Below are 15,707 nucleotides of genomic sequence, written 5' to 3' on the forward strand. Positions count from 1 at the left end.
GCGGGGGCTTTTCTTCAGCGAGGCTCAGATCACTCTTGAGCTTCTGCTTCTTTGGCTTGCCGCTTCTCGATCACATCCACCAGACGCTTGGCCAGCGCCGGGTAGTTCTCGTCGAAGTGGTGGCCGCCAGGCAGCTTGATGGCTTCACCCACCGCGGTCTTGTCGGTGCAGCCGCTTTCGTCGGTTTCTTCTTCGCCGTAGATGCACACCACTTTGGCGGCTGGCAGCTTGGCCATTTCCGGGCCGGTGGCGGCTTCCTTGCCGGCATTGCCGAGCCAGCCTTCGACTTCGATCTCGAAGCTGCCGGTACGGGCGAAGGCCAGCAGGATGATCGCATCGACGCGTTGCTGCTCCGACTCGGCCAGACGGTTGTAGATCGCCGGCAGTACGTCGGCGCCGAACGAGTAGCCGGTCAGGATGAAGCGCTTGGTGCCCCATTTCTGCCGGTAGTGTTGCATCAGTTCAGCCAGATCCAGCGCGCTTTGTTCCGGGCTCTTGTGCTGCCAGTAGTAGCGCAGGGTGTCGATGCCGACCACCGGGTAGCCGATCTTGGCCATTTCGCCCGCCACGTCGCGGTCGAGGTCGCGCCAGCCGCCGTCACCGGAAAGGAACAGGGTCACGGTGTCCCTGGCCTGGCCCGCCGGCACTTCGACCACCGGAATCTGCAGGCCGCCCGCAGCTTTGTCGCCGCCGACGAGGATCTTGCGCAGTTCGTTGTTCAGCACTTGCGGCAGGTTGATGTCGTAGTCGCTGATGCTGGTTTCGGCGTTCGGTTGGTCACGCACGAAGCCGGCACTGGTATCGTCCGGATTGTCGTTCCACGCCGCCAGCCAGTGGCCGTGGGCGGCGCTTTTCGGCAACAGGTGCGTGCAGCCGCCCTTTTCCAGGGCCAGGTCGACCGAGACGGCGTAGGCCTTGTCGTCCTTTTGCTCGGACAACCAGCGCCAGGCCAGCACGGCGCCAGGGCCGATGCCGCTGACCAGGGTCGCCGGGCCTTTGAGTTCCCGCAGTCCCGATTGCAGGGCACGGCTTTGCAGCAGGCAGTCCTTGGGCAGGATCACCTGGACAATTTGCGCCGAACCACTGCGGCTCAGGGTGATCAATTGCTTGTCGCTGAGTTTCTGGTCTTCGTTGACCGCCACCAGCACTTGGGCGTGTGGCGTGGTGCCGGGGATGACGCGGGTCATGGCCGCACCCTCGGCCGGGGTCAGCAATTGGAGGGTCGGTTCCGGTGCCGGGCGTTTCAGGTACCAGAAACCGCCACCGAGAATCAGGGCCACTATCACCAGCGTGCCCAATACATACCGCAAGGAGCGTTGAATCATCAGCGTTTCACCAATCCGGTCAAGCCGCCCGCGATCAGGGCGGCAGTGTCGGCCAGCGCAACCAGCGGATCGAGTCCGGCGGGCACGGCCATATAACGGGGTTCCCAATCAGGCTGGAACTTGTCTTTGAAGCGGCGCAAGCCCTGGAAGTTGTACAGCTGCTCACCACGGCGGAATACCATCGAGCCCAGGCGCTGGGTCAATGGCGCGCCGCGACGGGGTTGCAACCCCGACAACGGCACCATGCCCAGGCTGAAACGCGCGTATCCATGGTTTTTATAATGCTGAATCAGGCCGACCATCATGAACTCCATGGTCAGCTTCGGGGCGTCCGGGTGCGCGCGCATCAGGTCGAGGCTGGCCAGGTCGTGGCCGTAGGTCTCGAGCAGGTTGGCGAACGCCACCGGGCGTCCTTCAAAGCGAATCACCGCGATGCGGAAATGCTTGAGGTAGTCATCGCTGAAGCGGCCGAGCGAGAAGCCTTTCTCGCGGACGTTCTTGCCGGTCAGCCAGGCATCGGAAATCACCTTGAGCTCATCCATCGGTGCCTGCCCCGGCTCATGGATTTCCAGGGACAGGCCGTCCCGGGTGCCACGGTTCCAGGTGTAGCGCAGGTCCTTCATCTCTTTGCCCTTGGCTTCGAGATCAAAACGCTTGAGGTCGACCCGGGCTTCTTCGCCGAGCTTGATCGCGGTCAGGCCGATGTCCATGTAGTACGGCAGGTTCTCGGCGCGCACTTGATAGAACACGGGACGGGCGTGGTGGATGTCGCACAGGTCGCGGAACTGCCAGATCATTTCCGCCCGTTGCTGGCCCGGGCCGATCGGGTCATACAACGCTACCAGGCTGCGGCCGCGACGGGCATACATCAGGAAGGCTTCGTCATTGGGGTGAAATAGCAGCGCCTTGTCACCGGTCAGGGCCAGGCCGCCATCCGGTTGGGCCGATGCCATGAGGATCTTGCTGGCGCGCTCCAGTTCGTCGGGCGTGGGCAGGTGAATGACCGGACGCGCGGTGCGCAACAACCAGGTCAGGGACACCACCACCAGCAGCACGGCAGCCCCGAGCAGCGAGCGCAGGCCGCGAGGGGCGTCAGCGTCGAGGGTGAACTGCCACCAGAGTTGGTGGCTGTACGGAACGTCCTGGTAGGCGAACAGCAGCAGCCACATCGACGCACCGAGTACGCACAGGCTAGCCACCAGGTACAACGGCGAGAACGGTACTTCGGTCAGGCGGCTGGGGCGATAGAACGAGCGGCGGAATACCCCCAGCAGGCTCGCCGTCAGCACCATCAGGCTGGCTTCTTCCCAGTCGAAGCCTTTGAGCAGCGAGAGCAGGGCGCCGACCAGCAACAGAATGGTGGTCAACATCCACGCGGCCGACAGCCGGCGACGCAGCCCCTGGGCCAGCAGCAGGCAAAGCACACCGACCAGGCTGGCACCGAAGTGCGAAGCATCGACCAGTCGATGGGGGATCAGAAAACCGATGTGTTCCAGGCGGGTATCGATTTCCGGGGTGGCGCCGGAGAACAGCAGGACAACGCCGGACAGGAACACCAGCACTGCCAGTATCGGTGCCGCCAGGCCCGAGGCCGCGCGCAACGTCTGGCGTGTCTGGAACAGGCGTTGACCTTCGTTGACCAGCAACAACAGGCAGGCCACCAGCAGGGGCAAGACCACATAGATCAAGCGATAGAGCAGCAGGGCAGCCGCCAGTGGCGCAGCGCCAAGGGTGTCGGAAAACGCCGCCAGCAAAATGGCTTCGAACACCCCGACACCGCCCGGCACATGGCTGAGCACGCCGGCGGCCAGGGCCAGCAGGTAAACCAGAAGGAACGCACCGAAGGGTGGCGTTTCCGGCAGCAGTAGATAGAGCACGGTCGCGGCGGCCGCTACGTCCAGAGCGGTGATGACCAATTGCAGGAAGGTCAAGCGACGCCCGGGCAGGCGCAAGGTGCGGCGCCCGACCCTGACCAGCAGGTTGTCCGGGTAAGGCTGATCCGGCAGCCGACGACGGTAGATACCGATGGCCAACCCGGAAAACAGTACGAGCACGGCGGTCGCCACTACGCCCAACAACGTCTGGGAGAGTCCCAGGGCGGAGGACGCCGCTGGCAGGTCGCTGAGCGTCGCCAGGGCAGCCAGCGGTGGCAGGGCGCAACCCAGCGAGAGGCTGGCGAACAACGTCATGCGGGCGACTTCAGCCGCTCCCAGGCCATGGCGGGCATAGAGGCGATAGCGGACAGAACCGCCCGACAGCATTGAAAGACCGATGGCGTTGCCGATGGCAAAGGCCGTGAACCCACCCAGCGCCAGCTCACGCGGTGCCAGGCTCACCCCGGCATAGCGGCTGGCCGACCATTCGTAGCCGAGCAGAATGATGAAGCCCGCCACGGTCGCGCCCAGTGCGCCCATCAAGGCAGGTTTCGGAATCTCGAGGATCGAGTCGTGCAGCGCGTCAAGGTCGAGTTCGCTCAACAGGTGGCGACAGGCAATCAGCGCGATCGCGAACAGCAGCAGGGTGACCGCCAGACCAATGGGTTGACGGTACTTGCTCAATCGATCAAGCAGGCGCAAACGCTCGGCATTGATCGGTTGTGTCGCTGTGACAGTGTCTTGTGAATCAGACGAGTTGGCGCGCATCAATCACCTCTTGGATTGTGCGCGACAGGATGGAGGTATCCAGCCAAGTTACCAATCCCTGTAGAAAAAAATAATCACAAATATTAACGCCTATCACCCGGCAACAGGGGCGGCGCGTTATCAGTCGTGGAGGCTTCCGGCTGTGATGGAGCATAGTCGGCGCCTCGGCGCATGGGGGACCCCGAATAGCTCGCTACACAGTGACAGGCCATTGTTGCGAAAGGACTTTTTCAACAGATACAAAAAAGGCCACTCTTTCGAGTAGCCTTTTTTGATGTTTGGTTGCGGGAGCCGGATTTGAACCGACGACCTTCGGGTTATGAGCCCGACGAGCTACCAGACTGCTCCATCCCGCGTCTGTGTGGCGGCATTCTATAGAGATACGCCGGGGTGTCAACCGTTAATCCTGAAGCAGGTCAAATAAATGTTGAATCGCGTCAAACGGTCGCAGGGGTGGCCTAAGTTTCGGAATCAGAACGATTTCCGGTTTCGGTCTGTTTGAGCGTCCAGGGCTTGTTTCGGCGTTCGGTGCTACAAAATGAGCGCGCACAAAAAAGGCCACTCTTTCGAGTAGCCTTTTTTGATGTTTGGTTGCGGGAGCCGGATTTGAACCGACGACCTTCGGGTTATGAGCCCGACGAGCTACCAGACTGCTCCATCCCGCGTCTGTGTGGCTCATTCTATAGAGATGCGCTCGGGTGTCAACCTCCAATTCCGATAAAACCTCTTCCTGTTCAATCGGTTAGCGTTAAAAATGGGAGGTCGACCGGTCTGTAAGGCAAGTAGCGTAAGGCCTGCGCGTCTATTGAAAGTAATTTTTCGATTGAAAAAATAAATTCACAATCGACTCTTCCTACGATTGAAAAAGAACATTCAGACTACTGGTGCTATATACAGGTGTCGGTGAGATACTGTTTGTCCGGCACGCCATGACGCCTTTTCTTTGCCATGAACACGGCTTTGCTATGACCCAACGCAAAATCATCCACGTCGATTGCGACTGTTTCTATGCCGCCATCGAGATGCGCGACGACCCACGCCTCGCCGGTAAACCACTGGCGGTAGGTGGGTCGGCGGACCGGCGCGGGGTGATCGCTACCTGCAATTATGAGGCGCGAGCGTACGGGGTGCGTTCGGCGATGTCCTCCGGGCATGCCTTGAAGCTGTGCCCGGACCTGACCATCGTCAAGCCACGCATGGACGCCTATAGAGAAGCGTCCAGGGAAATTCACACGATCTTTCGCGATTACACCGAGATCATCGAACCGCTCTCGCTCGATGAGGCGTACCTCGATGTGTCGGACAGCGCGCATTTCGCCGGCAGTGCAACGCGAATCGCCCAGGACATCCGGCGCCGGGTCTCCAACCAGTTGCATATCACCGTGTCGGCGGGCGTGGCGCCGAACAAGTTTCTGGCCAAGATCGCCAGTGACTGGAAAAAGCCCAACGGCCTGTTTGTCATCACTCCGGACCAGGTCGAGGACTTTGTCAGTGGCTTGCCGGTGAGCAAGTTGCACGGGGTCGGCAAAGTCACCGCCGACAAGCTCGGCAAGCTGGGTATCACCGATTGCCTGCAATTGCGCGAGTGGGACAAGTTGGCACTGGTGCGTGAATTCGGCAGCTTTGGCGAGCGACTCTGGAGCCTGGCCCGTGGGATCGATGACCGCGTGGTGCACAACGACAGTCGTCGTCAGTCGATCAGTGTCGAAAATACCTACGACGTCGATCTGCCGGACCTGAAGAGCTGTCTGGACAAGTTGCCCGAGCTGCTGGAGACCCTGGCGGGTCGCATGGCGCGGATCGACAGCAGCTATCGTCCGGGCAAACCATTCGTCAAAGTGAAGTTCCACGACTTCACCCAGACGACATTGGAGCAGGCCGGGGCAGGGCGGGATCTGGGGAGTTATCAGTTGATGCTGACCCAGGCCTTCAATCGCGGTGGTAAAGCGGTGCGGTTGCTGGGTGTCGGCGTGCGGCTGGAGGATTTGCGGGGCGGGTTCGAGCAGATGGAGTTGTTTGAACGGTAGTTGGGTGGTGAGTTTGCGGGCCTCTTCGCGAGCAGGCTCGCCCCCACAGGGATTTGAATGTTCACAAATCCAATGTGGGGGCGAGCCTGCTCGCGAAGCTTTTTGGCTCTTAGTTCAGCCCCGGATTCGCCACCAGCCGTTCGCCATTGCGGGCCAGCGACTTCAGGAATTCGGTCTGTAATTCGGGATCGTTGCGCGTCAGTTCGATCAGGCTCTGTTCCAGTTCGCTGGCTTCTTCTTCAAGACCCAGCTCCGACAGGCGCTTGACCCGGTGGACCCACTGATTGACTTCGTCGCCTTCGAGATCGTCATAAATCAGCCCGTGGGCCTCATAGAGCTTGCTGCGCAAGGTGCTGCTGACGGCTAGCGAGGAGTCGGTGTGCACGTCGTCCTGGGCATCCTCGACACGAATCAGCAACCGGCTCAGGTGATTGATGTCATGTTCGGCGAACGGGTTGTCCAACAGATTCAGGCGCAATATGCCGTTTTTGTCGGTGGTCAGTTCGAAGGTTTCCTTGCCGGCCTTGACCTCGACCGGGCGCTCGCTCCAGGGCAGGCTTGAGTATTCCGTACGCTTGTCGCGCTGGACTTCATCAATACCGGCCAGGTTCTGCTGCGCGCGACCGTGGGACTGCACGTTCATGAACGGGTTGAGCCCGGCGAAACCGTAGCTCAGCCAGTCCTTGGTCACGCTGTCCGGCAGATTGCCGAGGGCGAACACGTTGACCACGTTGGCACCGACACCTGCCACCACGGCCACCGCGCCCAGCGGAATTTCGTAAACCTCCCGCCAGGGTTGGTACGGCGTATAGCGATCGTAGTGACGAGTGACTTCGTACTCGGTGACTTCGAAAGTCTTCTGCTCGTGGATTTTCACCCGCCGTTGCGGCAGCTCAAGCACCTTGGGCTCACCGACATCGATCTGCAGGCTGTGATCGAGCAATTTGCGCTCGACCCGCTCCTCGTGCTCGCTGCGTTGTGACATGTGATTGGCACAGCCGCTGACCAGCAGGGCGCCGCACAAGGCGGCACCACCGAGGCCTAAGGTGTTTCGCTTGACCATGACGTCTCTATATCTGCTTTCAGCGGCGGATGCGGGCCTGAAGGAAGGGCAGCACGTCGGCGACCGGCAGCGCTTGTGCGTCGGCCTCGGTACGGCTCTTGTATTCCAGGTTGCCTTCGGCCAGGCCGCGGTCGCTGACCACGATCCGGTGTGGGATGCCGATCAGTTCCATGTCCGCGAACTTGATGCCCGGGCTGGTTTTCTTGTCGCGGTCGTCCAGCAGCACTTCGAAGCCGGCAGCGGTGAGTTCCGCGTACAGCTTGTCGGTGGCTTCGCGAACCTGCTCGGTCTCGTAGCGCAGCGGTACCAGGGCAATCTGGAACGGCGCGAGGGTATCGCTCCAGATGATCCCGTTTTCGTCGTTGTTCTGTTCGATGGCGGCGGCCACCACGCGGGATACGCCGATACCGTAGCAGCCCATTTCCAGGGTGACCGGCTTGCCGTTCTCGCCCAGCACTTCGCATTTCATCGCTTTGCTGTACTTGTTGCCCAGCTGGAAGATGTGCCCGACTTCGATGCCGCGCTTGATTTCCAGGGTGCCCTTGCCATCCGGGCTAGGGTCGCCGGAAACAACGTTGCGCAGATCGGCAACGGTCGGAACAGGCAGGTCGCGTTCCCAGTTCACGCCGAAGTAGTGTTTGTCGTCGATGTTGGCACCGATGCCGAAGTCGCTCATCAGTTCGACCGAACGGTCGATGATGATCGGCAGCGGCAGGTTCAACGGGCCGAGGGAACCGGCGCCGGCGCCAATGGCCTCGCGCAGCTCGCTTTCGGACGCCATGACCAGCGGGCTGGCAACGCCAGGCTGGTTGGCGGCCTTGATTTCGTTCAGTTCATGGTCGCCACGGACGATCAGGGCAATCAGCTTGCCTTTCTCCTCAGCGTGCACCACCAGGGTCTTGATGGTTTTCTCGATCGGCAGGTTGAAGCCTTCGACCAGTTGCGCAATGGTCTTGGCGTTCGGCGTGTCGACCAGGCGCAGCTCTTCGCTCGGAGCGCCGCGCGAGGTCTCGCGAGGCACGGCTTCGGCTTTCTCGATGTTCGCCGCGTAGTCGGAACCGTTGCTGAACACGATGTCGTCTTCACCGGATTCGGCCAGTACGTGGAACTCGTGGGAGCCGGCACCGCCAATGGAGCCGTTGTCGGCTTCTACAGGGCGGAACTTCAGCCCCAGACGGGTGAACACGTTGCAGTAAGCCTGGTGCATGCGGTCGTAGGTGACCTGCAGCGAAGGCTGATCGGCGTGGAACGAATAGGCGTCCTTCATGATGAATTCGCGGCCGCGCATCAAGCCGAAGCGTGGGCGGATTTCGTCACGGAACTTGGTCTGGATCTGGTACAGGTTGATCGGCAGCTGCTTGTAGCTGCTCAATTCGTTGCGCATCAGATCGGTGATGACTTCTTCATGGGTGGGACCTGCACAGAAGTCGCGGCCATGGCGATCCTTGAAGCGCAGCAATTCAGGGCCGTACTCTTCCCAGCGCCCGGACTCCTGCCACAGCTCCGCCGGTTGCGTGCTCGGCATCAACACTTCGAGAGAGCCGGCGGCGTTCATTTCTTCGCGAACGACGGCTTCGACCTTGCGCATTACCCGCAAGCCCATCGGCAGCCAGGTGTACAGGCCCGAGGCGAGCTTGCGGATCATGCCGGCACGCAGCATCAGCTGGTGGCTGATCACGACCGCGTCGGAAGGCGTTTCTTTTTGTGTGGCGAGCAAAAATTGACTGGTGCGCATGGTTGGCCGTTATCGATTGCTGATGACGAGAAATGACGGAGCATTGTACGGGCGAGATCCGCTGACGTACAGGCGTGCGGTCGGCGGTGAGGCAGGAGGGCGCGATTCACTCGGCCCTCCGCGATTTTTCCGGCGTAAAGATCCTACGATTCTTCGGTGAGCGGGGTCTGCACCGGCTCCGGTGTAGGTGACGGACCTGCACGGTGGTTCTCCTGGAACCAGTGCAAGGCGATCAGCAGCAGGGTCGGGACGCCCAGCAGGGCGGTGATCAGGAAGAAGTCGTGGTAACCGAATTTTTCCACCATGACCCCGGAATAGCCGCCGATCAGGCGCGGCAGCAACAGCATGATCGAGCTGAGCAGGGCGTATTGGGTGGCGGAGAACTTGAGGTTGGTCAGGCTCGACAGGTAGGCGACGAACGCCGAGGTCGCCAGGCCCGAGCTGAAGTTGTCCAGGGAGATGGTCAGCACCAGCATGTTCAGGTTGGGGCCCATGTCGGCGAGCATCAGGAACAGGATGTTGGTTGCCGCGGATGCGACACCGCCGATGAACAGGATCGGCAGGATGCCGAAACGCACGATCAGCAGGCCGCCCATGCCGGCGCCGACCAGGGTCATGATCAGGCCGAAGATTTTACTGACGCTGGCGATCTGGTCCTTGGTGAAACCCTGGTCGATGTAGAACACGTTGGCCATCACGCCCATGACCGTATCGGACATCCGATAAGTGGCGATCAAGCCAAGCAGCAGCAGCGCTTGCCAGCGGTATCGCAGGATGAAGTCGTTGACCGGTGTCAGCACTGGCGCCAGGCCACGACGGCCCATGGCCGAGAGGCACAGGGTGGTGAGCATGATATAGAGGATGGCCCGCAGGAAGGCGCGGTCTTCGAGCAGCAGGTCGAGCGGGCTCACGCCTTCGAACAGTACGCTGGCGAAGTCGGTGTTGTAGAGCTGGGTGAACATGGCTGGCACGGACACCAGCAAAATGATCAGCACGAACACTGAGGCCAGTTGATGCATGAAGCTGTAGCGCCCGGCCTGCAGTTGCGTGCGCAACGGGACCGGCGGTTCGCGCATGAACATGCTGGTCAGCAGTGCCGGGACCATCAGGGCGCCGAACAGGATGTAGGTGCCGGCCCAGGCCGAATGCTTGTAGTTGAAGCCGGTGGAGCCAAAGCCTTCGGCGAAGTAGAGCGCGCCTGCGGTAGCCAGCAGCGCAGCGACCCGGTAACCGGACATGTAGCTGGCGGCCAGTGCGGCCTGGCGGTTGTCTTCGGCGATTTCCAGGCGGTAGGCGTCGACCGCGATGTCCTGCGTCGCTGATGCGAAAGCGACGACGACGGCAATGGCGATCAGCCAGGACAAATGCTTTTGCGGGTCGCAGAAACCCATCCCGATCAGGCCAAGGATGACCAATGCCTGGGACAGCACGAGCCAGGATCGTCGTCGACCGAGTTTACCGAGCAATGGCAGTCGCCATTGGTCGAGCAAGGGCGACCAGACCCATTTGAAGGCATACGCCAGGCCGATCAGGCTTGCATAGCCAATGGTTTCACGCGCCACGCCAGCTTCACGCAGCCAGACTGAAAGTGTCGAAAACACCAGCATGTAGGGCAAGCCGGCGGCGAAACCAAGCAGCAACAGCACGAGTGTCGAGGGGCTGGCATAAGCGGCGAGCGCGGCGCGCCAGGTTTTACGGGGCATGGGCTGGAGTCTGCCTCAAGAAATACGGAAACAAAGCGCGCACTCTAACCGCTGTGCTCTACCGGGCGCCAGCCATGGCGCTGAATATCAACACGATTATTCAGGATACTGATGCCCTCCATGCGTAATCGTGCGCGCTGTTCATCACCCGAAGGGCTGCCCGCCGGCAGGCTGATACGCCCGTTTGCGCCCAGAACACGGTGCCAGGGCAACTTGCTGTCGCCGGGCAGTTGACTGAGGGTGCGCCCGACCCAGCGGGCGGCGCGACCCAGTCCAGCAAGCTCGGCCAATTGGCCGTAGCTGACGACTTTGCCCTCGGGTACCTGTGCCAGCGTCAAATACAGCGCCGTGCGTCGGATCTGCGCTGCACTATCGGCTTCATCGGTTGGATCGGTCACGTCCGTCAGTCCTGAAGAGGTTTGCTTTACCATCTTAAGAGTAATTCCTTCGCAGGAAGTTGAGAAATGAACTCAACAGAAATAGTCGGGTCAGTCCTTGTCAGGGCCTTATTCCTACGGATAATGCCGACTGTTCTCGCAAGCCTGAGCCTGTATTTTGTTTATGTTGTCCAGATCCCTGCTGTGTCTCGCCGTCCTTGGCGCATCCTCTCCCTTGCTGGCCGATACCGTGTGGTTGAAGAACGGTGACAAGCTGAGCGGCAAGATCACCCTGTTCGATGGCGGCAAGCTGCTGATCCAGACCGAGTACGCCGGTGCGGTGACGATCGACTGGAAACAGGTCAAGACCCTGGACAGCGATCAGGAGTTGCTGGTCAAGCAGGATGCCTACAGTGGCGAGAAAACCAAATCGCTGAAAGCGGCGGACGCCGGCAAGGTTACGCTGGCCAACGGCGACGCACCGAAGACGGTCGAGCTGGGGAGCATTCAGCAGATCCTCAAGCCAAAACCTGTGGTCGAGGATCTGGTGTGGAAAGGCAACGTCGATGTCGCGCTGGATTACCAGCGGGCGGAAAACGACACCGATGACTACGACATCGATTTCAAGACCAGTGCGCGACACGGTCGCTGGCGGCACACCGCTGAGGGTGAATACAACCGTGAGTTCCAGGACGACGTGGTGACCACGGACAACTGGCGGGCCGAGTACTCCATCGACCGATTCCTGACCGAGCAATGGTTCTGGCAGGGGCGCCTGGTCTACAAGCGCGACAAGGTCGAGGATCTTTCCCGGCAACGAACGGTCGGTACCGGTCCGGGCTATCAGTTCTGGGATAATGAGCTCGGAGCGTTCTCCCTGGGCTCGCTGGTCAACCGCACGGACTATGAATTTTCCGATGGCAGCGATGAAAATTTCTACGCCCTGGCCATGACGTGGGACTACAACCGCTACCTGGTCGGCAAGCGTGTCGAGTTCTTTACTAATGGCGAGGTTGGCAAGCCGCTGTCGGGTGTGGCCGACTACGCGCTCGATGCCGAAATGGGGTTGCGCTACAAGGTGACTGACTGGGCTTCGCTGAACCTGAAGGCGGAGCGCGACATCATCAGTGGCACCGACGATTCGGATCTGGACAAGACGCGCTACACCGCAGGGTTTGGCGTGACCTGGTAAGAGCATCTAAAGGTCGCCGCCTTCGACAGCTCCCGCAGGGTCAACCCGGGAGCTGTCGAAGGCGGCGATCTTTTTTGTGTGAACAAAACACTCGCCCACAAAAAAGCCCCGCTGTTGAGGGCGGGGCTTTTTACTAAAGCAAGTACAAGTTAGATAACTTGAACTTCTTCAGCTTGCATGCCTTTCTGACCGCGGGTAGCGATGAAAGAAACCTGTTGGCCTTCTTTCAGGCTTTTGAAGCCGTCGGACTGGATAGCTTTGAAGTGAACGAACAGGTCGTCACCGGATTGTGGAGTGATGAAGCCGAAGCCTTTTTCATCGTTGAACCACTTAACGGTACCGGTTTGGCGATTAGACATGGTGTAACTCCTTGAACAAAGATAACTGCGACTCAGGAAGAACCCTGGCCGAGACTGAGTGCAAAGAGCAGGAAAAATTCTTGTAGATGGTTGGATCGAAATTCAACATATCGTGTAGAGATTCTCAGTGACACAAGCAGCACAGTGGCGCCACCTTAACCCTTTTTCCGGGACGTGCCAATGCTTCTTGCACAGGTTTCTCTGTTTTAAGGATCGGCGGTGTGACGGTTCGTCGCCAGAGCAGGTAATTCCCGCCTGTTCGGCGAGATTTGCACCGCGGACTTTGAACCCGGCGGCGCGCCCGGTAAGATGCCGGACAGAATTTTTCGACCTCGCTATTCAGGACACCCGCCATGAGCATCAAATCGGACAAGTGGATTCGCCGCATGGCGCAGGAACACGGCATGATCGAGCCTTTCGTCGAGCGCCAGATGCGCGGCAGCGACGATAGCCGTGTGATCTCCTACGGCGTGTCGAGCTACGGCTACGATGTGCGTTGCACCAATCATTTCAAGGTGTTCACCAACATCAATTCGGCCATCGTCGACCCGAAGAACTTCGATGCCGGCAGCTTCGTCGACATCCACAGCGACGTGTGCATCATTCCGCCGAACTCCTTCGCCCTGGCCAGCACCGTCGAATACTTCCGCATTCCGCGTAACGTGTTGACCATTTGCCTGGGTAAAAGCACCTACGCGCGCTGCGGCATCATCGTCAACGTCACGCCGCTCGAGCCTGAGTGGGAAGGCCACGTGACCCTGGAGTTCTCCAACACCACCAATCTGCCGGCGAAAATCTACGCGAACGAAGGCGTGGCACAGATGCTGTTCCTTGAGTCTGACGAAGAGTGTGAAGTGTCCTATAAGGACCGTGGTGGCAAGTATCAGGGTCAGCGTGGCGTGACCCTGCCGCGCACCTGAGTCAACCGTCTGACAAATGTCGGGAATTCCTGAGCGGGCGTACACTCTATGGGGTGTACTGTTCCGATCCGCGCGAGGCGGGTCGGGCCATCGCTCAGGAGTGCCGAATGAAGATCGATCCGCGAATCAGTGCCGAACTGGCAAGGCTTGAACCCAATCAGGTTGGCGTTCTGGCCTGGTCCTTGTTGGCACACCCGCCCGTCAGCATGGCAGGGGGTATTCCCGGCCAGCCTGATCCTGATACCCCGAACGAACAGCCTAATGAACCGGGCGAGCCTACGCTGCCGGATGAGCCACCGCCTGCACCTGTGGCCTGATACCCCAGACACCCTGGATCCTCTGTAGGAGCGAGCCTGCTCGCGATGGCGTCGGTTCAGTCAGCAATGATGTCGACTGAAAAACCGCTATCGCGAGCAGGCTCGCTCCTACAGGGGGGGGCAGGTTGTTATTTCAGGTTGCCGCTCAGGAACTGCTTCAACCGCTCGCTTTTCGGATTGCCCAGCACGTCTTCCGGCGCGCCTTCTTCCTCCACCAGGCCCTGGTGCAGAAACAGCACCTGGCTCGACACTTTGCGGGCGAAGCTCATTTCGTGGGTCACCATGATCATGGTCCGGCCTTCTTCGGCCAGACCCTGGATCACCTTGAGCACTTCACCCACCAGTTCCGGGTCCAGCGCCGAGGTCGGTTCGTCGAACAGCATGACTTCCGGTTCCATGGCCAGTGCGCGGGCAATCGCTACCCGTTGTTGCTGACCGCCGGACAGGAAGGCCGGGTATTGGTCAGCCACGCGGGAAGCCAGCCCCACCTTGTCGAGGTAGCGCCGGGCGCGGTCCTCGGCTTCTTTCCTGTCGCAGCCCAGCACCCGGCGCGGGGCCATGGTGATGTTTTCCAGCACCGTCATGTGGCTCCACAGGTTGAAATGCTGGAACACCATGGCCAGGCGAGTGCGAATCCGCTGCAGCTCATCGGCGTCGGCCACGTGCATGCCGTGGCGATCCTTGATCATGCGGATGTTCTGCCCGTCGAGGCTCATGGCGCCGTCGTTGGGTTGTTCCAGGAAGTTGATACAGCGCAGAAAGGTACTTTTACCCGAGCCGCTGGCGCCGATCAGGCTGATGACGTCGCCGGTCCTGGCCTTGAGCGAAACACCTTTGAGGACTTCATGGTCGCCGTAGCTTTTATGCAGGCCTTCGATGGTCAGTTTGTACATGGGACGTGCATCCTCAAGGCGAAAGTAGATAGCCGCTGCGATAGGCTTCGGTGCCCGCGACATGGGCGATCACCATGCCGGCAGTGGCCATGCGGCGCAGCGAGCGGGCATACATCAGCCCGGCTGTGGCGCAATGAACGGGAGTGACCAGATCGTTGACCGGATCAATGATCTCGGCGATCAGTTGCCCGGCTTCCAGGTATTCACCCGGCAATGCGGTGAACACCAGCAGCCCGCCCACCGGCGTGGCCACCGGCTCAACACCGGCCAGCGGTGTCGCCGGGTAGGGCAGCTCGGGCAGGGGCGCGGGTTCGCCGGCGATCGCGCCAAAATGGATCAGGTAATCGATCAGCGCCTGGCAGTCGAGGCTGGCCAGCGGGTGATTGACGTCGCCCTGACCGCGCAGTTCGACGGTCACCGAAAAACTGCCCGGCGGAATGTCGAAGTGCTCGCCGAAGCGTTCCTTCAACTGCCACCAGAGCAGGGTGAAGCATTCGTCGAACGACTGGCCGCCGGAGTCGGTTGCCAGCAGGCTGGCTTCGGCGCCGATGTAGCGGGCCAGCGGCTCGACCTGCGGCCAGGCTTCAGGTGTGGTGTAGAGGTGGGCGACCGCTTCGAAATCGCAATGCAGGTCGAGCACCATGTCGGCGTCGCAGGCCAATCGTTGCAGGGTCAGGCGCTGGGATTGCAATTGGGTGGCGGCGGTCTGCCGGGCCAATGCATCGCGCAGGTTGCTGCGGATCAATTGCAGGTTGTGCTGTGGATCGCCACTGAGCTTGCCTTCGATCGCGTTGCCGACTTCTTCACTGAGGTCGACGAACCAGCGGTTGAAGTTCTGCCCGCTTTCCAGCTCGTAGCGGCCCAGCGGCACATCCATCAGTACCTGTTCCAGCCCCACCGGGTTGGCGACGGGCACCAGTACGATTTCGCAGCGCAAGCGACCGGCGGCTTCCAGCTCTGCCAGGCGCTGCTTGAGGTGCCAGGCCACCAGCATGCCGGGCATCTCGTCGGCGTGCAGGGAGGCCTGGATGTAGATCTTGCGGTTTGCCGGTTGTGGGCCGAAGTGAAAACTGTGGATCTGTCTCGCGGTCCCCGGCAGCGGGGCCAGCAGGTCATGTTTCTGGTGGCGCATCTGTTGTTTCCTGAAACTGGTT

At 60.5% G+C, this 15,707-nt stretch carries 13 protein-coding genes and 2 tRNA genes; 4 read left to right on the forward strand and 11 right to left on the reverse strand.

What is annotated here, in order from left to right; genetic code table 11:
* Positions 1-29: 29 nt before the first annotated feature.
* The 4 genes from BSF44_RS13435 to BSF44_RS13450 form a co-directional block, all read right to left on the reverse strand.
* Positions 30-1,325: a virulence factor family protein gene (locus BSF44_RS13435; RefSeq protein WP_095943908.1), complete on the reverse strand. Its 1,296-nt coding sequence runs from the start codon at positions 1,323-1,325 to the stop codon at positions 30-32.
* A complete protein-coding gene (gene mprF, locus BSF44_RS13440; protein WP_095943909.1) occupies positions 1,325-3,967 on the reverse strand; it encodes a bifunctional lysylphosphatidylglycerol flippase/synthetase MprF in 2,643 nt (880 codons plus the stop codon). Before mprF ends, BSF44_RS13435 begins: the two co-directional genes overlap by 1 nt.
* A 279-nt stretch (positions 3,968-4,246) precedes the next feature.
* Positions 4,247-4,323 (reverse strand) — tRNA-Met (locus tag BSF44_RS13445).
* 232 nt (positions 4,324-4,555) lie between these two features.
* A tRNA-Met gene (locus tag BSF44_RS13450) sits at positions 4,556-4,632 on the reverse strand.
* A 300-nt stretch (positions 4,633-4,932) separates the two neighbouring features.
* Here BSF44_RS13450 and dinB point away from each other — a divergent pair.
* Positions 4,933-5,994: a DNA polymerase IV gene (gene dinB / locus BSF44_RS13455; RefSeq protein ID WP_095943910.1), complete on the forward strand. Its 1,062-nt coding sequence runs from the start codon at positions 4,933-4,935 to the stop codon at positions 5,992-5,994.
* 109 nt (positions 5,995-6,103) lie between these two features.
* Here dinB and BSF44_RS13460 read toward each other — a convergent pair whose 3' ends face one another.
* The 4 genes from BSF44_RS13460 to BSF44_RS13475 form a co-directional block, all read right to left on the reverse strand.
* The gene (locus tag BSF44_RS13460; protein WP_095943911.1) at positions 6,104-7,057 is read right to left on the reverse strand and encodes a hypothetical protein; all 954 of its coding nucleotides are present in this window, start codon (positions 7,055-7,057) and stop codon (positions 6,104-6,106) included.
* A gap of 19 nt (positions 7,058-7,076) precedes the next feature.
* Positions 7,077-8,792 carry a proline--tRNA ligase gene (locus BSF44_RS13465; RefSeq protein ID WP_095943912.1) on the reverse strand — a complete coding sequence of 572 codons (1,716 nt, stop codon included), beginning with the start codon at positions 8,790-8,792 and terminating at the stop codon, positions 7,077-7,079.
* Between the two features lie 143 nt (positions 8,793-8,935).
* The gene (locus BSF44_RS13470; RefSeq protein ID WP_095943913.1) at positions 8,936-10,495 is read right to left on the reverse strand and encodes an AmpG family muropeptide MFS transporter; all 1,560 of its coding nucleotides are present in this window, start codon (positions 10,493-10,495) and stop codon (positions 8,936-8,938) included.
* A gap of 44 nt (positions 10,496-10,539) precedes the next feature.
* Positions 10,540-10,893 (reverse strand): MGMT family protein, encoded by a 354-nt coding sequence (locus BSF44_RS13475; RefSeq protein WP_095943940.1) that lies wholly within the window; start codon positions 10,891-10,893, stop codon positions 10,540-10,542.
* Positions 10,894-11,056: 163 nt separating this feature from the next.
* Between BSF44_RS13475 and BSF44_RS13480 the strand changes: the two genes are divergently transcribed.
* Positions 11,057-12,064 (forward strand): DUF481 domain-containing protein, encoded by a 1,008-nt coding sequence (locus BSF44_RS13480; protein WP_095943914.1) that lies wholly within the window; start codon positions 11,057-11,059, stop codon positions 12,062-12,064.
* A gap of 149 nt (positions 12,065-12,213) precedes the next feature.
* On the opposite strand, the gene BSF44_RS13485 is transcribed toward BSF44_RS13480, so the two are convergent.
* The gene (locus BSF44_RS13485) at positions 12,214-12,423 is read right to left on the reverse strand and encodes a cold-shock protein (RefSeq protein ID WP_002554837.1); all 210 of its coding nucleotides are present in this window, start codon (positions 12,421-12,423) and stop codon (positions 12,214-12,216) included.
* 353 nt (positions 12,424-12,776) lie between these two features.
* Here BSF44_RS13485 and dcd point away from each other — a divergent pair, with 353 nt between their 5' ends.
* Together dcd and BSF44_RS13495 are read left to right on the forward strand one after the other, a co-directional pair.
* Positions 12,777-13,343 (forward strand): dCTP deaminase, encoded by a 567-nt coding sequence (dcd, locus tag BSF44_RS13490; RefSeq protein ID WP_007940589.1) that lies wholly within the window; start codon positions 12,777-12,779, stop codon positions 13,341-13,343.
* 107 nt (positions 13,344-13,450) lie between these two features.
* Positions 13,451-13,660 (forward strand): hypothetical protein, encoded by a 210-nt coding sequence (locus BSF44_RS13495; RefSeq protein WP_033047523.1) that lies wholly within the window; start codon positions 13,451-13,453, stop codon positions 13,658-13,660.
* 128 nt (positions 13,661-13,788) lie between these two features.
* On the opposite strand, the gene BSF44_RS13500 is transcribed toward BSF44_RS13495, so the two are convergent.
* On the reverse strand, positions 13,789-14,553 hold the full coding sequence (locus BSF44_RS13500; protein ID WP_095943915.1) for an ABC transporter ATP-binding protein: 765 nt from the start codon (positions 14,551-14,553) through the stop codon (positions 13,789-13,791).
* A gap of 13 nt (positions 14,554-14,566) precedes the next feature.
* Positions 14,567-15,685 (reverse strand): succinylglutamate desuccinylase/aspartoacylase family protein, encoded by a 1,119-nt coding sequence (locus BSF44_RS13505; protein WP_095943916.1) that lies wholly within the window; start codon positions 15,683-15,685, stop codon positions 14,567-14,569.
* Between the last annotated feature and the right edge of the window lie 22 nt (positions 15,686-15,707).

It is taken from the genome of Pseudomonas sp. ACN8, assembly GCF_002303925.1.
Lineage (GTDB): Bacteria > Pseudomonadota > Gammaproteobacteria > Pseudomonadales > Pseudomonadaceae > Aquipseudomonas.